Annotated in this window: 17 protein-coding genes; 10 read left to right on the top strand and 7 right to left on the bottom strand. The window is 59.5% G+C overall.

Features of this window, described 5'->3' with window-relative positions; genetic code table 11:
• The first annotated feature begins 8 nt into the window (after nucleotides 1-8).
• The 6 genes from putA (at nucleotide 9) to ACYVIT_RS15655 (ending at nucleotide 8,900) form a co-directional block, all read left to right on the top strand.
• The gene (gene putA, locus ACYVIT_RS15680; RefSeq protein ID WP_415808621.1) at nucleotides 9-3,821 is read left to right on the top strand and encodes a trifunctional transcriptional regulator/proline dehydrogenase/L-glutamate gamma-semialdehyde dehydrogenase; all 3,813 of its coding nucleotides are present in this window, start codon (nucleotides 9-11) and stop codon (nucleotides 3,819-3,821) included.
• Between the two features lie 243 nt (nucleotides 3,822-4,064).
• The gene (locus ACYVIT_RS15675; protein ID WP_415808622.1) at nucleotides 4,065-5,210 is read left to right on the top strand and encodes a branched-chain amino acid ABC transporter substrate-binding protein; all 1,146 of its coding nucleotides are present in this window, start codon (nucleotides 4,065-4,067) and stop codon (nucleotides 5,208-5,210) included.
• A 57-nt stretch (nucleotides 5,211-5,267) separates the two neighbouring features.
• Nucleotides 5,268-6,257 (top strand): branched-chain amino acid ABC transporter permease, encoded by a 990-nt coding sequence (locus ACYVIT_RS15670; protein ID WP_460478227.1) that lies wholly within the window; start codon nucleotides 5,268-5,270, stop codon nucleotides 6,255-6,257.
• A gap of 32 nt (nucleotides 6,258-6,289) precedes the next feature.
• A complete protein-coding gene (locus ACYVIT_RS15665) occupies nucleotides 6,290-7,375 on the top strand; it encodes an ABC transporter permease subunit (RefSeq protein ID WP_415808632.1) in 1,086 nt (361 codons plus the stop codon).
• Nucleotides 7,372-8,178, top strand: coding sequence for an ABC transporter ATP-binding protein (locus ACYVIT_RS15660; RefSeq protein WP_415808623.1), 807 nt, complete (start codon nucleotides 7,372-7,374; stop codon nucleotides 8,176-8,178). Before ACYVIT_RS15665 ends, ACYVIT_RS15660 begins: the two co-directional genes overlap by 4 nt.
• Nucleotides 8,175-8,900 (top strand): ABC transporter ATP-binding protein, encoded by a 726-nt coding sequence (locus ACYVIT_RS15655; RefSeq protein ID WP_415808624.1) that lies wholly within the window; start codon nucleotides 8,175-8,177, stop codon nucleotides 8,898-8,900. Before ACYVIT_RS15660 ends, ACYVIT_RS15655 begins: the two co-directional genes overlap by 4 nt.
• Nucleotides 8,901-9,381: 481 nt before the next feature.
• Here ACYVIT_RS15655 and ACYVIT_RS15650 read toward each other — a convergent pair whose 3' ends face one another.
• The 3 genes from ACYVIT_RS15650 to ACYVIT_RS15640 form a co-directional block, all read right to left on the bottom strand.
• Nucleotides 9,382-10,641 (bottom strand): CaiB/BaiF CoA transferase family protein, encoded by a 1,260-nt coding sequence (locus ACYVIT_RS15650; protein ID WP_415808241.1) that lies wholly within the window; start codon nucleotides 10,639-10,641, stop codon nucleotides 9,382-9,384.
• A 19-nt stretch (nucleotides 10,642-10,660) separates the two neighbouring features.
• Nucleotides 10,661-11,470: an enoyl-CoA hydratase/isomerase family protein gene (locus ACYVIT_RS15645; RefSeq protein ID WP_415808242.1), complete on the bottom strand. Its 810-nt coding sequence runs from the start codon at nucleotides 11,468-11,470 to the stop codon at nucleotides 10,661-10,663.
• A 129-nt stretch (nucleotides 11,471-11,599) separates the two neighbouring features.
• A complete protein-coding gene (locus tag ACYVIT_RS15640; protein WP_415808243.1) occupies nucleotides 11,600-12,595 on the bottom strand; it encodes a Bug family tripartite tricarboxylate transporter substrate binding protein in 996 nt (331 codons plus the stop codon).
• A gap of 130 nt (nucleotides 12,596-12,725) precedes the next feature.
• Between ACYVIT_RS15640 and ACYVIT_RS15635 the strand changes: the two genes are divergently transcribed.
• Nucleotides 12,726-13,436, top strand: a complete 711-nt coding sequence (locus ACYVIT_RS15635; protein ID WP_415808244.1) for a GntR family transcriptional regulator — start codon at nucleotides 12,726-12,728, stop codon at nucleotides 13,434-13,436.
• 118 nt (nucleotides 13,437-13,554) lie between these two features.
• On the opposite strand, the gene ACYVIT_RS15630 is transcribed toward ACYVIT_RS15635, so the two are convergent.
• Nucleotides 13,555-13,731 carry a hypothetical protein gene (locus ACYVIT_RS15630; protein ID WP_415808296.1) on the bottom strand — a complete coding sequence of 59 codons (177 nt, stop codon included), beginning with the start codon at nucleotides 13,729-13,731 and terminating at the stop codon, nucleotides 13,555-13,557.
• Here ACYVIT_RS15630 and ACYVIT_RS15625 point away from each other — a divergent pair.
• Nucleotides 13,691-16,417, top strand: coding sequence for an autotransporter domain-containing protein (locus ACYVIT_RS15625; protein ID WP_415808295.1), 2,727 nt, complete (start codon nucleotides 13,691-13,693; stop codon nucleotides 16,415-16,417). The genes ACYVIT_RS15630 and ACYVIT_RS15625 overlap by 41 nt on opposite strands.
• 327 nt (nucleotides 16,418-16,744) lie before the next feature.
• Nucleotides 16,745-18,823 (top strand): autotransporter family protein, encoded by a 2,079-nt coding sequence (locus ACYVIT_RS15620; protein WP_415808245.1) that lies wholly within the window; start codon nucleotides 16,745-16,747, stop codon nucleotides 18,821-18,823.
• Between the two features lie 7 nt (nucleotides 18,824-18,830).
• On the opposite strand, the gene ACYVIT_RS15615 is transcribed toward ACYVIT_RS15620, so the two are convergent.
• The gene (locus ACYVIT_RS15615) at nucleotides 18,831-20,129 is read right to left on the bottom strand and encodes an MFS transporter (RefSeq protein ID WP_415808246.1); all 1,299 of its coding nucleotides are present in this window, start codon (nucleotides 20,127-20,129) and stop codon (nucleotides 18,831-18,833) included.
• Between the two features lie 95 nt (nucleotides 20,130-20,224).
• On the opposite strand from ACYVIT_RS15615, the gene ACYVIT_RS15610 reads away from it, so the two are divergent.
• Nucleotides 20,225-20,932: a TetR/AcrR family transcriptional regulator gene (locus ACYVIT_RS15610; RefSeq protein ID WP_415808247.1), complete on the top strand. Its 708-nt coding sequence runs from the start codon at nucleotides 20,225-20,227 to the stop codon at nucleotides 20,930-20,932.
• 24 nt (nucleotides 20,933-20,956) lie between these two features.
• On the opposite strand, the gene ACYVIT_RS15605 is transcribed toward ACYVIT_RS15610, so the two are convergent.
• Complete coding sequence (locus ACYVIT_RS15605) at nucleotides 20,957-21,292, bottom strand: ribbon-helix-helix domain-containing protein (RefSeq protein WP_094821715.1); 336 nt, start codon at nucleotides 21,290-21,292, stop codon at nucleotides 20,957-20,959.
• A gap of 161 nt (nucleotides 21,293-21,453) precedes the next feature.
• Nucleotides 21,454-23,052 (bottom strand): GMC family oxidoreductase, encoded by a 1,599-nt coding sequence (locus ACYVIT_RS15600; protein WP_415808249.1) that lies wholly within the window; start codon nucleotides 23,050-23,052, stop codon nucleotides 21,454-21,456.
• Nucleotides 23,053-23,058 lie beyond the last annotated feature (6 nt).

The following is a 23,058-nucleotide window of genomic DNA, read 5'->3' as shown; positions in this document are numbered from 1 at the left end:
GCGTCATCATGACCAGCACCACACTGGGCGTCAAGGTGGATGACACCTTGCGCGATCGCTTGAAGGCCGCTGCGCGGAAACTCAGCTGCACCCCGCATTGGCTGCACAAGCAGGCGTTGCTGGCCTATCTGGACAAAATCGAGCGCGGCCAATTGCCGGCCGAAATTTTGCATCTATCCTCTGACGAGCCGGATGCCGAGGACGCCGACGCGGCGACGCAGGCCATGACGCCGCCGTTCTTCGAGTTTGGTCAGGACGTGCAGCCGCAATCCGTCCTGCGTGCTGCGATTACGGCCGCTTATCGCCGCCCCGAACCCGAGTGCGTACCGTTGTTGCTCGGTCAGGCTCGCATGCCCCATCCCGAAAAAATCCACGCCATGGCTACTCACCTGGTAAAAGCCCTGCGCGACAAGCGCGGCGGCGGCGGGGTCGAGGGCCTGATTCAAGAATTCTCGCTGTCCAGCCAGGAGGGCGTTGCGCTGATGTGCCTGGCCGAGGCCTTGCTGCGTATTCCTGATCGTGCGACGCGCGATGCGCTGATACGCGACAAAATCTCGCGCGGCGACTGGCGTTCGCATATGGGCGGTTCGCAGTCCTTGTTCGTCAACGCCGCGACGTGGGGGCTGATGCTGACCGGCAAATTGGTTGCGGTCAACAGCGAGCAGTCCCTGTCCAAGGCCTTGACGCGCTTGATCGGCAAGGGCGGCGAGCCTCTGGTGCGCAAAGGCGTCAACATGGCCATGCGCATGATGGGCGAACAATTCGTGTCGGGCCAGACGATTTCCGAGGCCTTGGCCAACAATCGCAAACAGGAATCCAAAGGTTTCCGCTATTCCTACGACATGCTGGGCGAGGCCGCCACGACCAGCGAAGACGCGGACCGTTACTACGCCTCGTATGAGCAGGCCATTCATGCCATCGGCAAAGCCGCCGCGGGCCGCGGCATCTACGAAGGCCCCGGCATCTCCATCAAGCTCTCGGCCTTGCACCCCACGTACTCGCGCGCTCAGCGCGAGCGCGTCATGCGGGAATTGTTGCCGCGCGTGCGCTCGTTGACGATCTTGGCGCGTCAATACGACATTGGCCTGAACATCGATGCAGAGGAGGCCGATCGCCTGGAAATTTCCCTGGATCTGCTCGAAGCGCTTTGCATGACCCCTGAACTCGAGGGGTGGAACGGGATCGGATTCGTCATCCAGGCATATCAAAAACGTGCGCCGTTCGTCATCGATTACGTTATCGATCTGGCGCGCCGCAGCCGCCATCGCATCATGGTGCGGCTGGTCAAGGGCGCCTATTGGGACACCGAAATCAAACGCGCGCAGATCGACGGCCTGGAGGGCTACCCGGTCTATACCCGCAAGGTCTACACCGATGTCGCGTACCTGGCTTGCGCACGCAAGCTCTTGGCCGCGCCAGAGGCTGTCTATCCGCAGTTTGCGACGCATAATGCGTACACCTTGGCCGCGGTGTATCAACTGGCCGGCCAGAACTACTATCCCGGCCAGTATGAATTCCAATGCCTGCATGGCATGGGCGAGCCCCTGTACGAAGAAGTCGTCGGCCCGGTCGCCAATGGCAAACTCAACCGGCCGTGCCGCATCTACGCGCCAGTGGGCACGCACGAAACCCTGTTGGCCTATCTGGTGCGCCGTTTGCTGGAAAATGGCGCGAACACGTCCTTCGTCAACTTGATTGGCGACGAAGACATCTCGATCGATACGCTTGTTGCAGATCCCGTCGATGTTGCCATGCGCATTACGCCGTTGGGCGCGCCGCACGAGCAGATCCCGTTGCCGCGCGAACTCTATGGCCCGGCCGGCAGCGGCGCCCGTCTGAACTCGGCTGGCCTGGACCTGACCAACGAACATCGCCTGGGCTCGCTCGCGGCGGCGTTGCTGACCAGCGCGGCGACACCCTGGCAGGCCATGCCCATGCTGGGCGAATCTCATGGCGCCTGGGATGCCGAGCGTGCGATCGAGGTGCGCAATCCGGCCGACCATCGCGATCGCGTCGGTTATCTGATCGAGGCCCAGCCTGCCGAAGTCGAACAAGCCCTGCGCGTCGCAGAAAGCACGGCACCGATCTGGCAAGCGACGCCTGTGGGGGAGCGCGCCCAATGCTTGCGCCGTGCCGCGCAACTTCTTGAAGAGGGCATGCAGCCATTGTTGGGCCTGATCGTGCGCGAGGCGGGCAAATCTCTGCCCAACGCCATTGCCGAGGTACGCGAGGCCGTGGATTTCCTGCGGTATTACGCGGACCAGGCCGAACGCGAATTCAACAACGATACTCATCGTCCATTGGGTACCGTGCTGTGCATCAGCCCCTGGAATTTCCCGCTCGCCATCTTTACCGGCCAAGTCGCGGCTGCCCTGGTTGCCGGCAATAGCGTGATCGCCAAGCCCGCCGAGCAGACCTGCCTGATCGCGGCTCAGGCCGTACAGATTCTGCGTGCGGCAGGGGTGCCGAGCGGCGCGGTGCAATTGCTGCCCGGCCGTGGCGAAACCGTCGGCGCCCAGTTGGTCGAAAGTCCTGCGATCGATGGCGTCATGTTCACCGGATCCACCGATGTGGCGCGCCTGATTGCGCGTACCCTGGCGCGCCGCCTGGACGATCAGGGCCACACCATTCCGCTGATCGCAGAGACGGGCGGGCAAAATGCCATGATCGTGGATTCGTCCGCCTTGGCCGAGCAGGTCGTGTTCGATGTCCTGAACTCGGCCTACGATTCCGCGGGCCAGCGTTGCTCTGCGTTGCGCGTGCTGTGCTTGCAAGAAGACAGCGCCGATCACATCCTGCACATGCTGCGCGGCGCGATGCGTGAATTGCATGTCGGCAATCCCGATCAATTGGCCGCCAACGTCGGCCCCGTGATCGATGCCGAGGCGCGCGACAACATCCTGCGCCATATCGAGACCATGCGTACTGCCGGCCATCGCGTCGATCAGGTCGAGCCTGACGCCAACTGCCGTTATGGCACGTTTGTGCCGCCGACCTTGATCGAAATCGGCAGCATCGACGAGCTCACGCGAGAAGTCTTCGGCCCGGTATTGCATGTGCTGCGTTACCGGCGCGATGCCCTGGACCAGGTGCTGGATCAGATCAATGCCACAGGCTACGGATTGACCTTTGGCGTGCACAGCCGTATCGACGAAACCATTGGACATGTCACCGGGCGCGTGCATGCCGGCAATATGTACGTCAATCGCAACATCGTCGGTGCGGTGGTGGGCGTGCAACCGTTTGGCGGCGAGGGGCTATCAGGGACGGGGCCAAAGGCCGGCGGCCCGTTGTACCTGTATCGTCTCCTGGCCGTGCGCCCCGCGGGGTTGCCGCCCTGCGTGGACGGGACATCCTTGCCTGCCGTGCAGATCCTGCCTGGTCCGACAGGCGAACAGAACACCTATCAGTTGCAGTCCCGCGGGACGGTGCTGTGTGTGGCCGCTACCGAGACCGGCGCACAGGCCCAGTATGCGGCCGCGCAGGCCTCGGGGAACAAGGCCATGTTCCTGGATACGCCAGCCGCCCAGGCGTGGCGTGCCGCAGGGGGCGCAGGCGCGAATGTGACGCTGTTGACTGACGACAAAGTCGACGACACTGCATTCCAAGGCGTATTGTTCGAAGGGGACGGCGACGATCTGCGTGCCTGGAACGAGCGCATTGCCGCGCGCAATGGCCCGATCTTGATTGTGCAGGGCTTGACCCCGGATGCTCTGGCCGCTGGTGCTGCCTATACGCTGGAGCAGCTCGTGGCCGAGCGTTCCATCAGTGTCAATACGGCCGCGGCAGGGGGCAACGCCAGTCTGATGTCTATCGGGTAATCGCAGTTCAGCCGTCTGACGCTGCGCATCAGTTTCGGCGTTGGCGGCAATGGTCTGCAGTCGTACGGCTGATCGCCGTTTGGTTGTAGAACAACGCGCGGGTTATCGCCAATAGCCGAAAGGTTGTACTCGATCAAAAATCCGGTGCAACTTTTTTCGGTACAAATCCAGAAGAGTCAGGCCGCTGCGCCAAAAGCAGTAGTGTGCCTATGCAGTACCTTATTCACACAGGAGGGTATAGAGATGACATTCGCATTTTCCCGGCCAGTTCTACTGGCAGCGTTGGCCGCAGCCAGCCTCGTCAGCGTGGCGCACGCCGAAGACATCAAATTCGGTTTTGCAGCGCCCTTGACCGGGCCGCAATCGCACTACGGCGAAGACATGCAGAACGGGCTGACGCTGGCCCTGGAAGAAGCTAACAAAAAAGGCATCAAGGTAGATGGCGAGACCGCCAAATTCGAGTTGGTGTCGCGTGACGATCAAGCCGATCCGCGTACCGCTGTGCAGGTCGCGCAGCAACTGGTCGACGAAGAAGTCGACGGCATTCTCGGCCATTTCAACTCAGGCACCACGATCCCGGCTTCGCGCGTCTACAACGAGGCCGGCTTGCCGCAGATCGCGATGGCGACCTCACCGGAATACACCGCCCAAGGCTACGACACGACGTTCCGCATGATGACCAGCGACACGCAGCAGGGCGCTGCCGTGGGCCAGTTCATCGTCGAGAAACTCAAGGCCAAAAAGGTCGCCATCATCGACGACCGTACCGCCTACGGACAGGGCTTGGCCGACGAGGTCGAAAAAGCCGTCAAAAAGGCCGGTGGTGAAATCGTGCGCCGCGAATACACCACGGACAAGGCCAACGATTTCACCGCCATTCTGACCAATATCAAGGCCGCCGCGCCGGACGCGATTTTCTACGGCGGCCTGGACGCGCAGTCCGGTCCCATGAAACGTCAATTGGTCAGCCTGGGTGTCAAGGCGCCATTGGTATCGGGCGAAATGACCCGCAGCGACACCTTCCTGAAACTGGCCGGCGATGCCGCAGAGGGCACCTATGCGTCGCTGGCTGGCGTACCGCTGGACAAGATGACAGCCGGCAAGGATTTCGCGCAACGCTATGAGGCCCGATTCAAAAAGGCTCCTGGCGTCTATGCCCCCTACGCCTATGATGGCGCCTGGACCATGATCACCGCGATCGAACAGGCAGGTTCCGCAAATCCCGACGACTATCTGCCCAAGCTGGCCAAAATAGAGCGCAAAGGCGCCACCAGCGAACACATTGCCTACGACGACAAAGGCGATCTGAAAGAAATCTCGGTCACCATTTACGAAGTCAAAAACGGTAAATGGGAAATGGTCGAGACCATGGTCAGCCAAGCCAACTAAGCCTGGCTTCGTCTGCGGGCGCCTCGTGCCCGCAGCGCCGCATCAGTGCCGCGCGGCATGGCGTCCGCGCGGTGCGGCAACCTCTCTTTACGAGCACATCACAGGCTCAGTATTCCTATGGATATTTTCATTCAGCAGCTCATCAATGGCCTGACGCTGGGCAGCGTATACGCGCTCGTCGCGCTGGGCTATACGATGGTGTACGGCATCATCGGGCTCATCAATTTCGCGCACGGCGATGTGGTCATGATCGGGGCCATGGCGGCCACCATGATCGCCACCGCACTGATCGGCGGCGATCCCACTGTCTCAGCCTTTGCCGTGCTGGGAGTGGGCTTATTAGTGTCGGTGCCTTTGTGCATGGCCGTGGGCTGGACTGCCGAGCGCGTGGCCTACCGGCCGTTGCGCCGCGCGCCGCGCCTGGCCGCATTGATCACGGCCATCGGCGTTTCGATCATTCTGCAAAACCTCGCCATGATGGTGTGGGGGCGCAACTATCTGAACTTTCCCCAGGTCCTGGAACCACGTGTGTTCGAGCTGGCCGGAGCGCGCATGAGCTCGCTGCAGATGGCCATCGTGCTGATCGCCGCGTTGATCATGGGGGCGCTGCTCGCGGTCGTGCATAAGACGCGATTGGGCACCGCCATGCGCGCCACTGCACAGAACCGTGAGGTGGCGGGCCTGATGGGCGTCAACATCAATACGGTGATCTCGGCAGCGTTTTTAATCGGTTCCGCCTTGGCCGCAGTCGCCGGCATGATGGTTACCACGTATTACGGGGTGGCGCAATACACCATGGGGTTCATGCTGGGCCTGAAGGCCTTTACCGCTGCGGTGTTAGGCGGGATCGGTAATCTGGTCGGCGCGATGGCGGGCGGCTTGCTGCTGGGCATCATCGAGTCCCTGGGGGCCGGTTATATCGGCGACATTACCGGCGGATTCCTCGGCAGCCATTACCAGGATGTGTTTGCCTTCGTCGTGCTGGTGCTGGTGTTGATTTTCCGTCCGTCGGGCTTGCTGGGCGAACGGGTAGGGGATCGGGCATGACGAACGCGACATCTTCGAGCGGGAAACCGGGCATGCGGACTGCGGCATCCTCTCGCGGCCTGTCGAGCCGCAATCTATTGGGCGTCGTCCTGATAGGCGTTGCCTTGGCCGTGCTGCCATTTGTGCTGGGCATTGCCGGGCAAAGCTGGGTGCGTATCGTCAACTTTGCGTTGCTATACGTGATGCTGGCGTTGGGTCTGAATATCGTCGTGGGTTTTGCGGGCCTGCTGGATCTGGGCTATATCGCGTTTTATGCCGTGGGCGCCTATGCGTGGGCGCTATTGGCGTCGCCGCATTTCGGCCTGCATTTGCCATTCTGGGCGATTCTGCCCATCAGCTTGGGACTGGCCTGCGTGTTCGGCGTGTTGCTGGGCGCGCCGACATTAAAGCTGCGCGGCGATTATCTCGCTATCGTTACGTTGGGCTTTGGCGAGATCATCCGCATCTTTCTCAATAACCTGAACGCCCCTGTCAACATCACCAACGGGCCGCAAGGCATCAATCGCATCGATGGATTCAAAGTCGGCGAATTCATGTTCAGCCGATCAGAAACCATCATGGGCATGCGGTTCACCAGCCCCGAGAAATACTACTACCTGTTGTTGGGCATCACGCTGTTGATCGTGCTGGTGTGCATGCGCCTGCAGAATTCCCGCATCGGCCGCGCCTGGGAGGCCATACGCGAAGACGAGATCGCCGCCAAGGCGATGGGCATCAATACCCGCAATGTGAAGCTCCTGGCATTCGCCATGGGCGCCTCGTTTGGCGGGGTCGCGGGGGCGCTTTTCGCGTCGATGCAGGGCTTTGTCAGCCCCGAGAGCTTCAGCCTCACCGAATCCATTTCCGTGTTGTGCATGGTCGTGCTCGGTGGTATGGGCAATATTCCGGGCGTCATTCTTGGTGCGATTCTGCTGGCGGCGTTGCCCGAGTTCTTGCGCGCCGTTGTCGAGCCCGTGCAGCGTTTGATTTTTGGCGAGGTCGTACTCGACCCCGAGGGCATCCGTATGTTGTTGTTTGGTTTGGCCATGGTGTGCGTCATGCTGTTCCGCCCCGCAGGGTTGTGGCCGTCTGCTGTGCGTAAGCGCGAGTTGGCCGGCACGAACGGAGGCCAGGCATGAGCATCATTTTGCAAGCCGAAGGCCTGGGTAAACGCTTCGGCGGCTTGCAGGCGCTATCGGGCGTCAGCTTCGATATCCAAGCCGGCGAAATCTACGGCCTGATCGGCCCGAACGGTGCGGGTAAAACGACACTGTTCAACGTGTTGACCGGCCTGTACATCCCTGAAGAAGGCCGCTGCACGTTCAACGGCGAATCCCTCACCGGCCGCAAGCCGCACGAGGTCGCCGAAGTCGGTCTCGCACGTACCTTTCAGAACATTCGTTTGTTCGCCAATCTGAGCGCGATCGAAAACGTGATGATCGGCCGTCACGTCCGCACGCATGCGGGCGTGTTTGGCGCGGTGTTTCGCACTCGCGCCACGCGTGCAGAGGAGTCCGCCATCGAACAGCGTGCGCACGAGTTGCTCGACTACGTCGGCATTGGCGCGCGCGCCAATGATGTAGCACGCTCGTTGTCGTATGGCGACCAGCGGCGCCTGGAGATTGCGCGAGCGCTCGCCACCGAGCCCAAGCTGCTCGCGCTGGACGAACCTGCCGCAGGCATGAATGCATCTGAAACCGTGGTCCTGCGTCAACTGATCGAGAAAATCCGTAACGACGGGATCACCGTACTGTTGATTGAACACGATATGAAACTCGTCATGGGACTGTGCGATCGCGTGCTGGTCCTGGAATACGGCAAGGTCCTGTCCATGGGCAAGCCGGCGCAGGTCCAGCGCGATCCCAAAGTCATCGAAGCCTATCTGGGTGCGGGCGCGGCCCAGGATACCCAGGCGATTCCTGCGGAGCATCCCCAATCATGAGCGCAACCCAACCTTTATTGGATCTGCGCAGCCTGGAGGTTGCCTATGGTGGTATCCGTGCCGTGCGAGGTATTGACCTGCACGTCGATGCGGGCGAACTCGTTTGCCTGATCGGGGCGAACGGCGCAGGTAAGAGCACGACGCTGCGAGCGATATGTGGCCTGGTGCCGCTGGCAGGCGGCGATGTCCAGTACGATGGCCAATCCATCAATGGCCGGAAATCGTTTGAACTCGTACGCCGCGGCCTGATAATGGTTCCCGAGGGACGAGGCATTTTCGGCCAACTCACCATCGAAGAAAATCTGGCGATGGGCGCCTATACGCGGCGCGATGCCGCGCAGGTACGGCAAGACACCGAGCGTGTGTTCACGCTGTTTCCGCGCTTGGCCGAACGCCGCAAACAGGCGGCTGGCACGCTATCCGGCGGTGAACAGCAGATGGTCGCCATGGGCCGCGCCATGATTGCGCGTCCCAAATTGCTGCTGCTCGACGAGCCTTCGATGGGCCTCGCACCCTTGATGGTGGAAAAGGTCTTCGAAGTCGTACGCACCATTGCCAACGAGGGCGTGACCATCTTGCTCATCGAGCAGAATGCCAAGCTCGCGTTGGAACATAGCCATCGTGGTTATGTCATGGAGTCTGGTGAATTGACTCTCTCGGGACCGTCAAAACAGTTGCTGACGGATCCGAAAGTCCGGGCGGCGTATCTGGGCGAGGTGTAAGTTGGTTGTTGCGCTGATTAAACCTCTTTTTTGATAGAGTCGGCTTTTGCGCTGTTGCGTTGGGGTGGGTTGCTGATGAGGGGATGAGTTCTTATGGACGTCGATGCGGGGCAGTGGCTGCGTGGGGGCTTCACGTTGGCGGTCCGGCGCGCGGGCGCCGGACACCGCGTTCGTTCGTCTCGTCCGCGGCTTCGCGCTCCCTTCGACATCCACTCCGCTCGCCAACGAGGCGCCCCCACGCAGCCACTGCCCCGCATCGACTCGCAGTAACTCAAGCTCATCACATCGCTGGCATGACTTTCTTGCTTGGCGTTTTTCTGAATCAGCCTGGGTGAAGAGAAGGATCTTGCAGGGCTGCGATGAGCGGGTGCCCTGCACACCCGCTCATCGCGTTCGGGATTTGCATGCAGAGGCTGTGGCACCGTTGCTGGGCAAAAGATCTCTCGAGTCACGTTGACATAATGTCACGCACGGCGCTCGTCTAAGCCGTCGCACCCTCACGATCAATCGCCGCCACGACTCCTGCATTGATCAAATCATCAATCTCAGACTCGCTATAGCCAAACTCCCCCAGAATAGCGACCGTGTCCTCACCCAGCTGCGGAGCAGGCCGATGGTACTGCGCCGGCGTGGCCGACAACTTGACCGGCATCCCCACAGTACGCACCGTGCCCGCGACGGAGTGTTCCTGTTCCACCACCATGCCGCGCGCCAATGTCTGCGGATGCGACAGCGCTTGTGCGATGGAATGCACGGGCCCGGCCGGTACGCCAGCTTCATCGAAAATATCCAGCCATTCCTGCGCACTGCGGGTTTTCAAGATAGCGGACATACTTTCGACAAGCTCATCGCGATTGTTCATCCGGTCCCGGTTGCGTGCAAAGCGCGGATCCTCGGCCCATTCAGGTTTGCCCAACGCGGCGGCAATACGCTGCCAGTTCTTTTCGTTCGCCCCGCCGATGATGATCCAGTCTGTTCCTGTCGGAAACGCCTGGTACGGTGCGCTCAAGACGTGCGCCGACCCGGTAGGTCCAGGCGATACGCCGCTGCCAAAATAAATCGCGGCATGCCAATACAACTGCTGCAGGCTAGCCTCCAGCAACGAGGTCTCGACGATCTGGCCTTCGCCTGTGCGTTGTTTGTGTTGATATGCCGCCAACACGCCAAATGCCGCTAACAAGCCCGCATTGATATCGGCCACCGAATTCCCCGTACGCAGCGGCGGCCCGCCAGGTTCGCCGGTGATGGCCATCAAGCCCGAGAAACCCTGCGCGACCAGATCAAAGCCACCCTTGTCCGCATAGGGACCCGACAGGCCATAGCCCGATACTGCGCAGTAAATCAGGCCCGGATTTTCCTTGCGCAGCGTCTCGTAGCCCAGACCCAGCTTCTCCATCGTGCCTTTGCGAAAATTCTCCGTCACCACATCGGCATCGCGGATCATGCGCAGCAGGACTTTCTTGCCCTCGGGATGTTTCAGGTCCAGCGCGATGGCGCGTTTGTTCCGGTTCAACATCAAATACGGCGCCGAGATCCCATTGATCTGCGGGTCGCGATACTGCCGCGAATCGTCGCCGCCGTTGATTTTTTCGACCTTGATCACGTCTGCGCCCAAGTCGGCCAACATCATGCCGCAGGTGGGGCCCGCCATGATCTGTGACAGCTCGATCACGCGCATGCCTGCCAGCGCGCCTTTCGCAGCGCCGGTCGCGGAGGAGGGATTGGATGCGTGCTTTTCCATAGTGTTTCCTGAAACGGGATCAGCGTCCGTTGAACTGGGGTTTTTCTTTCGCCAAAAACGCGCGATAGCCGGTGCGGAAGTCTTCCGTATCAAAACAATCGAAAGCCTCGTCGCGATCGGCATCGGTCAATGGCGTGCCCGCCATCAGATTGCGGACGAATTTCTTGTGCCAACGCGCTACCAGCGGCGCGCCTTCAGCGACGCGGCGTGCGGTTGCCTGGACTTCGGCGGCGACCTGATCGTCCGCTGCTACCCGCGTGACGACGCCCAGCCGCAGGGCCTCGCTGGCGTCGAAAATCGTGCCTTCCAGCAGTACCTGCAACGCTACCGTGGGCCCCACCAGACGTACCAGGGGCGACAGTTCCGAGTATGACATCACCAAGCCGAGATTCTTGATCGGCACGCCAAAACGCGAGCTCTCGCCGCAGATGCGGATGTCGGCCAGGCTGGCGATTTCCAGCCCGCCGCCCACGCAAATCCCGTGAATCTGGGCCACGATCGGATGACGGCAGTTCGCCAGTGATTCGATCGTGCGGCGCATGACAGCCCCGTACGCGACGGCTTGTTTTTTGTTGCTGCGCGAGGTTTCGAATTCGCTGATGTCGTTGCCGGGCGAAAAGGATTTTTCCCCAGCGCCGCGCAATACGATGCAGCGTACGCTGTCATCTTCATTCAGTTCCAGAAAGGTATCGCCCAGCAATCGCCAGCCATCGATGGTGAAGGCATTGAGCTTCTCGGGACGATTCAGGACGACGGTCACGATGCCGCCATCGCGTTGCACCTGGACCAGCGATTCGCCGGCGGCGTTGGTGGTGGAAGTTGTGTTCATGGGTTCTCCGATCGGGCTCGATATTGATACCGGGTGGGGAAAAGGGCGCAGCCGCCAGGCTGCAGGATCAGTCAAAAATGTTGCGTATGGCATCTAAGGCTGGCAGCCATCGAGCTGCGCCGGCAGGGTCTACTGCTTGCTCAAGCCCAGGCTGCTGGTGATTTTTCCGTATTTGCTCCATTCGTCCTTGATGTAGCTGGCGAACTCGGCCGGCGTCTCGGGGCCGTCGCCCAACTCCATGCCTTGGTCGGCCAGTTTCGCCTGGATATCAGGATCGGCCAGTGTCTGTGCCATGGCTTGGTCAAGCTTGTCCAGGATCGGTTTGGGTAATTTGGCAGGCGCCAGCAAGGCATACCATTGGATGATGTCCATTCCCTTGATGCCGGCTTCAGCCAGGGTGGGGACCTCAGGCAAACGCTTGCTGCGCTTCGCGCTGGTGACCGCCAGCGGGCGCAATTTGCCGGCCTGGACCTGGCCGATCGCGCCTGGCAGCGTATCGAAATTCATGTCCACATTGCCGCCCAGCAGGTCCGTCATCGCCTGGCCGCTGCCCTTGTACGGCACGTGTTCCATCTCCACGCCGGCAATTTGCGAGAACCGCGCGGCGCTCAGATGTTGCGGGCTGCCCTGGCCGGATGAGGCGTATAGCAGTTGTTTGGGATGAGCCTTGGCGTCGTCGATCAGATCCTGTACCGTCTTGTAGTCGTGCTTGGTGGGGTTGATCACCAACACATTCGGCACCGACCCGATGTAGCGCACGGCGGTGAAATCCCTGATCGGATCGATATCCGACTGGACCACATAGGGTGCGGACACCGTCGACTGCATATTGGCCAGCATCAGGGTATAGCCGTCGGGATCCGCCTTGGCCACATAATCGGACGCGATCAAGCCCGAGGCGCCCGGTTTGTTTTCCACGACGATCTGTTGGCCTAGAACGCTGGAAAGTTTCGCCGACAGAATGCGCGCCGATACATCGGTGCCGCCGCCGGGTACAAACCCGACAACCAGGCGGATCGGCCGTTCAGGCCATTTCGACGCGTCCTGGGCTAGAGCAGGGGCGCCGGCGGAAATCAGCGTGGTGATCGCCAGGGCGCGGGCCCAGGCACGAACGGGGGTATGCATAGGGTATGTCTCCTCGGTAAGTGAGCCTGTCCGGGCATTGCTTGCTCTATGATTGGTACAGGCTTGGTATTCCTTTGGTGTTTGGTATACCAGATACAACAATAGACGATTTAGGACGTGCGAACAACCCATGGCTAACGCTGAAGCTTCGGTTTCTGACCAATCTCCCCTGGATTTGGCCATTCACCATCCCACTTTGCCGGCCGTCGTGGCTGAACGGCTGCGCCAATTGATCATCGATGGCACGCTCAAGCCGGGCACCTGGCTCAACGAGCGGGACTTGTGCGACCGCCTGAAAATTTCGCGTACGCCGCTGCGCGAAGCCTATCGGATGCTGGCTTCTGACGGGTTGTTGACCCTGCAGCCCAAGCGCGGCGCCATGGTGATCGAGCTGTCTGCCGACGACGTTGCGAATATCTTCGATGTATTGGCGGTACTGGAAGGCTTGGCCGCCCGCAGTGCGGCCGAGCGGGCCACGGACGAAGAACTCGCGCACATCGCGCAGTTGCACGAGCAGACCCGCGACCACTACAACAACCGGGACATCCGTGCCTATTACGCCACCAGCATGGGCACGCACATCGCGATCAATCGCGCAGCGCACAATCCTGCGCTGACGCATGCCTATGACCGGTTCAATCTGCAAGTCCAGGCACTGCGATATCGCTCAAACTTCGATCTGGACGAATGGACCAAGGCGATGAACGACCACGAGGCATTTGTGGGCGCCCTGCTGCGGCGCGATGGGGAAGAGGCGGAGTCCTTGATCCGTGGTCATCTGAAGGGGCGCAAGTCCTATCATATGCGGACAGTGCGTACGACGCCGGCCGCGGCATCGTGAGCTGTGCCATCGTGCGTGCCCCGCGCCCGATAAAGGGGGGATAACCTCATCGCCGATTGCGCACGATCGGCCTCGTTGTTTCTACTCGTCCGAATTCTTGCCTCGTGAACCCCTTTTGCTATTGACCGGATGCGGTATTGACCACAATCACGCCCATAGCAATACGCTCGGCGGCATGGGGAATGAGTTCAAGAAACGCTACCTTCGCGTTCAGATATACGTCGACGATAGTGGTATCGGTATGCGTATTGGCGATGGTGTTCAATACGGTGCGGGCGCAGCCTTCCAGCGACAAGCTTAGACAAAAAACTCGTGTTTTTCTTGATGGAAACAACAGAGTTGTATGGCGGGTGGACCTCGATGAGGTTAGCGAGCTGCGCCTACCTTCCTTCTCGGTTCCTGATTGGCCGCTTAAAGGCACCATTACGCCGCCTCCCGTTTATGCGTCGGATTTCACCGGAGAGGGAGTCAAGGTTGGGATATCCGATTTTGGTTTCGATACGCTGCGAGACTCCCCGCATTGGCTGGCGTTGAGCGGAGTGATACACGAGAATCTACCGATTAGAAAGATTGGCGACCCGTCCGTTCATGGTGCGATAGTCGCCCGCATCGTAGCAGGCAAACCCCTCGGAGATGAATACGCTCAGGGTATTGCTCAAGGCAGTCGTCTATACGTGACCGACGCCCGTACCACATATAAGAAATTATTCGCCAACGATGTCACTATCATCAATCATTCTTGGGTGTTGACTGGTCGTGGTCACGACGGGATTCGAGAACTAGGCAATGCCGACGAGGCGACTTTGTTAAAGAGGTTCGTTGGTGAAGAGGAGATCACGCTGCACCAGGCCGTTTGGATAAATGACGTCCTCATGATTTGGGGCGCCGGGAACGCTGCAGCGTCCGCCCCTTCATACCCCGGACTGCTTCCCGGTCTGCTGCCTACGCTGCAAAAAGGATGGCTCGTCGCTACGTCGATTCATTCCGATGGGACGTTACGTTCCTATGCCAACGCGTGCGGCGAGGCCGCTAATTGGTGCATCAGTACGGTGGAGGGGCGCGCCGGCGACTACAAGGGAACGTCATTGGCCGCGCCGGTGGTGACGGCCACAGCGGCGTTGGTTTCCGAGGCACACCCTTGGATGGATAACAGCGCGTTGCGGCAAACCTTGCTTTCCACGGCGGATGATCTTGGAAAACCTGAAATCTATGGATGGGGGCGTCTGAATCCGGATCGTGCCGTGCGCGGCCCGGCCTTGTTTGATTCGCGGCTTACCTTGGGTGGGGATTTCATTGCCGATATCCCGAGCTCCGCACCGTCATCCGGTTTTTACAACAATATCGCCGGTGATCGTGGGCTGATCAAAAAGGGCGGCGGCAGATTGGCGTTATGGGGGGAAAACACGTACACCGGCGGCACGCAAGTTTTGGACGGAATTCTGGAACTCCATGGCAGCGTTGCAGGTTGGCTGTCTCTTTCTCAGGGGGCCATACTCATCAGCAACGGAGGCAGGATCGGCGGGGATTTCGTGAATGCCGGAAAGGTGTATCTCGAGGGAAAGGGCTTGCACGTGCAAGGCGATTACATCGAGATGGGACGGACGCGGCGCGTCTATATACCCGTCGACGCCGTATTCGAAATTGACGGGCGGGCGTATATCGGCGACTCGAGCTTGCATATTTTGTCGCCTAGTCAGATCTACATATCAACGGCGGCCCGAATGTTAATGCGTGCGGGCGAAATCATTGGCGAGTTTGGCGCTGTCGCGATAGATGGCTTGTACCAGGCCACGGTGAGGTATGGTTCCGAACAGATCGATGTGCTGATCGACAGATATAACGTTGCTACCGCGGCGCGGGCGTCGTTCGCTGAGGGGCGCGTATTGCACGCCAGTGCGCTTGCCGTCGAGACATCATTTGCAGCAGTAGATCGCAAGTTGCAAGGCGAGTCCGTCGATGTGAGCGATGCGTTCATATCGCAGGCAGCGATACTGCAACACATCGATTCCACGGAAACCTTTGAAATCACATTGAATAGTCTCACGGGCGAGGTCTACGCCTCGTCCCAAGCATTGAGTTTTCAGCAAGCGCAGATTGTCAATCGCGCATTGTCCAACCGTGTCGATGCGTTGAGTCGTACGCACGACGGCGGCGGACTATGGATCAACATGCTGGGCGCCGATGGCAAACTGCAGCAATCGGGTTATGCCAGCGCCGATACGCATCTGTTTGGCGCGCAGCTCGGGGCCGACTATCGCTTGAACCCGCATACGATCATCGGCGCGGCATTCTCATGGTCGCAGGCGAATGCGGTATTTGATGGACCAGGCGGACGTTCCAAGGGGCGCAGCGTAGGGCTTTCTGTCTATGGCCGCCATGGCGGAGCTACGGGAAATTATCTGGTTGGCCGCCTGGGTCACGATTGGATTCATACCGACGTTTCACGCGACATCATGATTGGGCAGAGCGAGCATATCGCCAGCAACCGTCATGACGGTATGACGTCCGCCTACGCAGAGCTGGGCTATGTTCTGTCCGCGGGATCATCGACCTACACGCCTTTCGCAGGCATCGAATACAGCCGTCTGCATCGCGGCGCTTTTCATGAAACCGGCAGCCAGTTTGGATTGAGCGCCCGACACGCCTCGTATGAACAAGGCGCGGCATTGTTCGGCATGCGACATCAATCCGGGCCGATGCGATGGACGGCTGGTGAGACGACATTCACGGGGTCCGCTGCTTATCGCTACGGCAATCCGGGCAGCCTGAGGTTTTCCGCGGCGTTCAACGGTGCGCCCGATGCCAGGTTCACGCTGCAGGGGATCGGGCTGCCGCGACATAGCGGTTGGCTGGGTTTCGGCGTTGTCACGCGGCAGGACTCCTCCCATCTCGACTGGTTCATCAATGTCGATATGCAGCTCGACCATCATGGTGTGAACAGCAAGGCGATTTCGGCAGGGCTGCGCTACGAATTTGGATAGATGGGCTGCGCTTGCCGCGGCGATGGGGCGTTTGTTGCCGTGCGCCGTGGTTGCAATGAGTGGGCTGGCACTGTCAGTTCGTCTCATTTCTGGGCTTGAGTCGGCACATTCCCACGGTTTTCGAAACGTCGTGGCTCAATGGTTCGCGTCATCTAACTGAGAGGGAGCGAGCTAATGATCACGATCTGCAAACTCAAACGGAACTCGAGTGTCCGCGGATGGGTGGTGTCCCCGGCAATGCGTAAGCGCCGACCAAAGCCATCCGCAGTGGCCGCGTCGTACGTATTGCTGGCATCGTTGTCTCTGCCCTGCGCCGCACAATCCGTGATGGGTCCGCATGTCGGTAATGATGTCCGCCGGTCTCATGTGGTTCCTTTTTCTGAGCTACACAGTGAAGAGCAGTCTTGGTCTGACTGGGTTACCTTAAAACGACCCAAGGTTTTGTTCGGCTCTCAAACCGTGATCGTCCGTGACGGTATGCGTACGCGCGATGATTTCTCGTTCGACGAAGTGCACGTTGTCGGAGATAGCCTCAGCAAATTGATCACCAGGGGCGGGGACGCTTCCAGGCCACTGACCATGCATGACAACGACTTCAACGGAGAAATCATCGTCAAAGCGGGCGCACTACAGGTGGACGATAGCCGCATCGCTGCAAAGCGGATCACGGTACAAAATGAGGCGTCGTTACTAGGGAACGGCGTGGCTGCACCCGACTATGGGCCTGGACGGCAGCGGGATCAGCACATTCTGATAGAGCGCGGAGGGTCGTTGCAGGTCGGCTCGTTAGCGGCGAGAACAAAATATCAGGCAGAAAGTTTCGTTATTAAAGGCAATCTCGCCGTCCATGGGGACGTATGGATTCATAATTTGCCAAGCGGAGCCGGCAGTACGCTCTATGTGCAGGGGGATTACCATGGGGAGAAAGGGAGTGTCGTGCATATGGCAATTGACGAGCGTGCTCGTTTGGTGAAGTTGATCTCCCCGTCGCGCAGCATGGCTCACGACAAATTGGTAATCATGGGAAATAGCAGCGGCGAATCCCAAGTCAGAATTATCAATTTGGGTAGCGGCGCCGATATTGATTACGCTCGGGGCGTTATCAAGCTGATTACCGTACGCGGGGATTCAGCGGCGGAGTTCACCCTGGCGGGGCGCGCCGTGGCGGGGTCCTATGAGTACCGTCTGGCACGACGAGATGATCGCGACCCAGCCTCCGGCTCAAGGAAGGACTGGTACCTGGTGAGTGATACGTCGGAAAATAAGGATCAATCAGACGGATCCGCAGGCGACTCATCCAGTTCAGAGGGCCGCACGTCTCCCAAGCAGATCTCCGAACGACCTCCCTCGGACGAACAGAGCGCTGCGGCTGATCCTGGTAATTCATCAGACTCAAAGCCCGACACCACAAACGAGAATGCCCTCATCATCCGGGCACCTCTAGCGCCACGTACCAAAGTCATCCGCCCCGAGGCAGGCTCCTACAACAGCAATGCCCTGGCAGCCAACACCATGTTTCAGATGAACCTGAACGACCGGCTCAGCAGCTACTACCAGGGCGAGGCCCCCGGCCATCATGGCAGCGTATGGGTGCGGTACAACGGCTCGCGCAATCACCTCAATGACGCCTCGGGGCAACTGCGTATCCGGGGTGACAAAAACATGGCGATGCTAGGCATCGATATGCTGGCGAGCTCGACCAACCTGCTCGATCAGATCACCCTCGGTGTCATGGGCGGATACGGACAGTACCATGGACACACGACATCGCGTGTGTCGGGCTATTCGAGTCACGGCAAGGTGGACGGTCACAGCGTGGGGATCTATGGCACCTATCAGCAAAACGCCGATATCCAGAGCGGGATATACCTGGACAGCTGGGTGCTATGGAACCGCTTCAACAACAAGGTCAAGGGCGATGACTTGCCGCTCGAAAAATACACCTCAAAAGGCGTCACGGCGTCGGCAGAACTCGGCTACAACGCCAAGATCGCCGAACGGAATAACGTAAAGTACGTGCTGCAGCCCCACGCGCAGATCATTTATCAGAACGTACGCTCCGCTAATCTGCAGGAGGCGAACGGTACGCGTGTCCACTTCCTGAATCGTGGCCGTACGCAGACAGTCGTTGGTTTACGGGCGGCCGCACACATCCCCAGCGGCTTGACCTCGACCATCACACCGCACCTCGAGCTCAACTGGCTGCGCTCCAGCAAAAACTACGCGGTGCGTATGAATGGTGTGGGCGCCGAGATGCATGGCGGGCGCAACACGGGTCAATTGAAATTGGGCGTAGAGGGCGACATCAATCAGCGTGTCTCACTCGATGTTGCCTTGTTCCGCAATCAAGGCAACTCGGGATATCACGAGACAGGGGGAAATCTGGCGTTGAAGTATCGCTATTAATCTCAGCTCAGGTTGCTGCCAGCGGAATCGGCTCGGGCGCTCTGCCCGAGCGCCGAATCATCAGCGCCAGGATGGCCGCGATGATGCCGGTCGCTCCTGCCAACACAAACGCCACCAGATAGCTGCCTTGCGTGTCGCGGATATAGCCCGCCATCCATGCCGCCGACGCAGCGCCGACTTGATGGCCCGCGACGATCCAGCCAAATACGATCGGCGCATCGCGTTCACCGAACGCCTCGGTGGTCAGGCGCAATGTGGGCGGGACGGTCGCGATCCAATCCAGACCGAAAAATATCGCAAAAATCGACAGACTGTAGAACGAGAAATCGGAATAGGGCAGATACATCAGCGCCAATCCGCGCAGCCCGTAGTAAACAAACAGCAGCTTGCGCGGATCATAGCGATCCGTCAGCCATCCGGACGCCGTCGTGCCGATCAGATCAAAAATCCCCATGACGGCCAATAGTCCTGCGGCACGCACCTCGGGAATGCCATGGTCGCCGCACAGCGCGATCAGATGCGTGCCCACGAGACCATTCGTCGTAAAGCCGCAGACGAAAAACGTTGCGAACAAATACCAGAATGTGCGTGTGCGAATCGCACGATTCAACGCACCGAATGTCGCGGCCAGTAAACCGGTGCGCGGTGCCGGTGCCGCCAATGGCGTATCGGGCGCAGAACCATAGGGCGTCAGGCCCACGCTGGCCGGCCGGTCACGCACTAGCCACCAAGCCAGCGGCACCAATGCTGCTGTCGCCGCAGTCACCGCCCACACCGCACGCCGCCAGTCGCCAGACGAGGCCAGGGCGGCCAGACCGGGCAAAAACAGCAATGTCCCGGTCGCCGTACTGGCGGTCAGCAATCCCATCATCAGGCCACGGCGTGAAGCGAACCAGCGGTTGACCACCGTCGCACCCAACACCACCGCCACCGCGCCCGAGCCAATACCGGAGAACACACCCCAGCTCAGTAACAAATGCCAGGGTTCGGTCATGAAGCTGCTCAGCCCTGTAGATATCGCCATCAAGCTCAATGCAGCGACCAACACACGGCGCACGCCAAACCGTTCCATCGCTGCCGCAGCGAACGGCCCCACCAGGCCATACAGAAAGATCCCCACGGCGGCCGACAATGAGGTAGTGGCGCGGGTCCACCCAAAGTTTTCCTCCAACGGGATGAGCAACACGCTCGGGGTAGAGCGCAGGCCAGCCGAGACTAATAGGGATAGAAAGATGACGGCAACCACCACAAAGGCGTAGCGTTGCCCATAGTGCTGAAAGGGGCGAGGGAGCTGGGATATACTCATGTTACTGACTGGTACGTATCGGGAACTCGTATGCTACGTACCGGTCAGTAACATCGTCAAGTAAAAAATATTGATCCGATGTCAGGAGTATCGCCATGACCCGTAAAACTGCTTCCTCTGCCGCGGCTGAGTTGTCCCCCCAATCGGCGCCCCCCAAGCTGGCGTCCGAGCGTATTCGCGAGACCGCGCGCCGCATGTTCTATGAGGATGGCATTCGCGCGGTGGGTGTGGACGCCTTGGTGGCCGAGGCGGGTGTGACCAAGCCCAGTCTGTATCGCAGTTTTTCGTCGAAAGACGAATTGGCAGCGTCGTATTTGCGCGACTACGAAGTCGAGTTCTGGGCCAAGTTCAATGAGGGAGCGCCCCTGCACCCCGATGACCCGCGTGCTGCGTTGATGGTGTATTTCGAAGGCCTGGCTCAACGCTCGGCGGGCAGACCCGTAGCGCCGACCTCGGATCGCGTCGCGCGAGACGAGAGCAGCCTGCCTGTGGCCACCACACGTTATCGCGGTTGCGGCTTGACCAACGCCGTCGTCGAGTATCCCGAGCCCGATCATCCTGCGCATCAAGTCGCTGTGAGGCACAAGGCTGATCTGCGTGCGCGTATGGTGGAACTCGCGGTGGACATGGGGGCCGCGGATCCGGATGTCCTGGCCGACGGATTGATGTTACTGCTGGAGGGGGCGTTTGTGTCTGGCCAGATATTCGGCGAGGGCGGACCGGCGCGCTATCTGCCCGAAGTTGCCAGCCGTTTGATAGATGCCAGTATCGCACCACCGCAGCCGGCGCCGCGCAAAAGCTGAGGCGGCCAGCGGTTCAAGGGCGCGTCACCGCGCATGCGCCAATACCGGCTGAAACCGCGTCGCATCACGCCCATCGCATAAAGGCGTGAGATCGGTGTTCTTCTGCGATAAATATCGTAGACAGCAAACACGCAAAAACGACGCAAAGCTCATCGGCATATCCCCGTGGCGAGCGAGCAATTCATCATGCAATTTGATCGCAAACTGACTCGTCGTCAGGTCTTCGCGTTCCGCGATTTCCTGCAAGACGTTCCAGAACAGATTTTCCAATCGGACCGTCGTCACCACGCCGTGAATGCGTAACGAACGCGTGCGGGATTCGTAAAGAATCGGATCCGTATTTACATAGATCTGGCACACGATTGTCCTCCTATCTTGAAAAAGCGGGACCCGGTCGAGCGCCGGGCTTGCCGCATTGATGTTACGCCGATTCCGCGGTTCCCGGTGCCGGGACGGCAATCGGCGTCCGTGCTGCCGGCTGGCGCGCTCGGGCGCCCCCTCTCTGTGATGGCCTCAAGACTTTAGATCGCTCCGTGCTTCATCTGTTCAGCAATGTAATCCGCTTGGCGAATTGCCAACGATACGATAGTCAGCGTGGGATTTTCCGCTCCACCCGTTGTGAATTGACTGCCGTCCGAAATAAATAGATTGCGGATGTCATGCGCTTGGCCATGCTTGTTCACGACACCGTCTTCGGGTTTGTCGCTCATCCGTGCCGTGCCGAGATTATGCGTGGAAGGATAGGGCGGTACACGATAGGTATCCTTGGCCCCCACCGCTTTATACAATGCCTCGGATTGTTTGAAGCCATGTTCGCGCATGGCAACATCGTTTGGATGGTCGTCGAAATGTACGTCTGCGGTCGGCAGGCCGTATTGGTCCTTCAGCTCGGAGTTCAAGGTAATTCGGTTGGAGGCCTGGGGCATGTCTTCGCCCACGATCCATAGTCCCGCAGTGTGCGCATACTGATCCATCGCATCCGCGAATTTCGCACCCCATGCGCCCGGATCTAGAAACGCCGCGTAAAACGACAATCCTAGAGATATCGTCTCCATGTGATAACCGCCTGCAAACCCGCGCGACGTGTCGTGGCGCGCCTCGTCCTCGACGATGCCGGCCATCACCGTGCCCTTGTACATGTCGACTTTATTTGCAAACGTGGCATAGACCGAACCAGTCGTATGCCGCATGTAGTTGCGGCCCACCTGATCCGAGCTGTTTGCCAGTCCATTGGCAAACTTCGCCGAGTGCGAGTTCAGTAACAGACGGGGCGTCTCGATGGAGTTACCTGCGACCGCAACCGCACGGGCTTTTTGCCGTTGAAGCGCTCCTTTGGAGTCGTAGTACAGCACGGCATTGACCTTGCCCGCCTCATCATGTTCGATACGCGCCACATGTGCCTCGGTACGCAATTCCGCATGCCCGGTTTCAATCGCGCGTGGCAGCTCCGTATACAAGGTGGACCATTTCGCGCCGAATCGACAGCCTTGAAAACAGAACCCGCGCTGATAGCAGTGAGCCCGATCATCGTTGGCCACGCTATTGATCGCCATGTGGCCCGTGCTGACATGCTTGTAGCCTATCTTGGTGGCGCCTTCGTGGAATATTTTGAAATTGTTGTTGCCCGGCAAGCCTGGCAAGCCATTCGTACGGGTCACACCGAGTTTCTTCTCGGCACGAGTGTAATAGGGATCCAGATCCTCGCGCGTGATCGGCCAGTCGAGTAATGTCGCACCATCGACTTTTCCATATGTCGTCAGCGCCTTGAATTCATACGGCTGAATACGCAGACTGGCGCCGGCCCAGTGCACCGATGTGCCTCCGACGGTTTTACAGATCCATGCAGGCAGGTTGGGAAAATCTTTCGCGATACGCCACGAGCCAGATGCAGTACGCGGGTCGAGCCACGACAATTGCTGAAACGACGCCCATTCATCAGCCAGAAAATCCGCTTGCGTATGCAATTTTCCGGCTTCGAGGATGACGACGTCTACGCCTTTCTGCGCGAGCTCATTGGCCAATGTTCCGCCGCCTGCGCCCGAGCCGATCACTACGACGACATGATCATCGTCGAGGGAAAATTTTTTGCCGGGCTGTTCTGGAGTATTTGTGTTCGCCATGTCTGT

This window comes from Bordetella muralis (assembly GCF_054781015.1).
The sequence above is the reverse complement of the archived record's forward strand: the minus strand, read 5'-3'. Positions and strand labels throughout refer to the sequence as shown.

Coding starts and splice junctions, on each gene's coding strand:
- ACYVIT_RS15640 (WP_415808243.1), bottom strand. CDS start 12,595: ATGCATACCCCCGTTCGTGCCTGGGCCCGCGCCCTGGCGATCACCACG.
- ACYVIT_RS15615 (WP_415808246.1), bottom strand. CDS start 20,129: ATGAGTATATCCCAGCTCCCTCGCCCCTTTCAGCACTATGGGCAACGC.
- ACYVIT_RS15600 (WP_415808249.1), bottom strand. CDS start 23,052: ATGGCGAACACAAATACTCCAGAACAGCCCGGCAAAAAATTTTCCCTC.
- ACYVIT_RS15675 (WP_415808622.1), top strand. CDS start 4,065: ATGACATTCGCATTTTCCCGGCCAGTTCTACTGGCAGCGTTGGCCGCA.
- ACYVIT_RS15670 (WP_460478227.1), top strand. CDS start 5,268: ATGGCGTCCGCGCGGTGCGGCAACCTCTCTTTACGAGCACATCACAGG.
- ACYVIT_RS15655 (WP_415808624.1), top strand. CDS start 8,175: ATGAGCGCAACCCAACCTTTATTGGATCTGCGCAGCCTGGAGGTTGCC.
- ACYVIT_RS15645 (WP_415808242.1), bottom strand. CDS start 11,470: ATGAACACAACTTCCACCACCAACGCCGCCGGCGAATCGCTGGTCCAG.
- ACYVIT_RS15665 (WP_415808632.1), top strand. CDS start 6,290: ATGCGGACTGCGGCATCCTCTCGCGGCCTGTCGAGCCGCAATCTATTG.
- ACYVIT_RS15620 (WP_415808245.1), top strand. CDS start 16,745: ATGGGTCCGCATGTCGGTAATGATGTCCGCCGGTCTCATGTGGTTCCT.
- ACYVIT_RS15635 (WP_415808244.1), top strand. CDS start 12,726: ATGGCTAACGCTGAAGCTTCGGTTTCTGACCAATCTCCCCTGGATTTG.
- ACYVIT_RS15650 (WP_415808241.1), bottom strand. CDS start 10,641: ATGGAAAAGCACGCATCCAATCCCTCCTCCGCGACCGGCGCTGCGAAA.
- putA (WP_415808621.1), top strand. CDS start 9: ATGACCAGCACCACACTGGGCGTCAAGGTGGATGACACCTTGCGCGAT.
- ACYVIT_RS15660 (WP_415808623.1), top strand. CDS start 7,372: ATGAGCATCATTTTGCAAGCCGAAGGCCTGGGTAAACGCTTCGGCGGC.
- ACYVIT_RS15610 (WP_415808247.1), top strand. CDS start 20,225: ATGACCCGTAAAACTGCTTCCTCTGCCGCGGCTGAGTTGTCCCCCCAA.
- ACYVIT_RS15625 (WP_415808295.1), top strand. CDS start 13,691: ATGGTGTTCAATACGGTGCGGGCGCAGCCTTCCAGCGACAAGCTTAGA.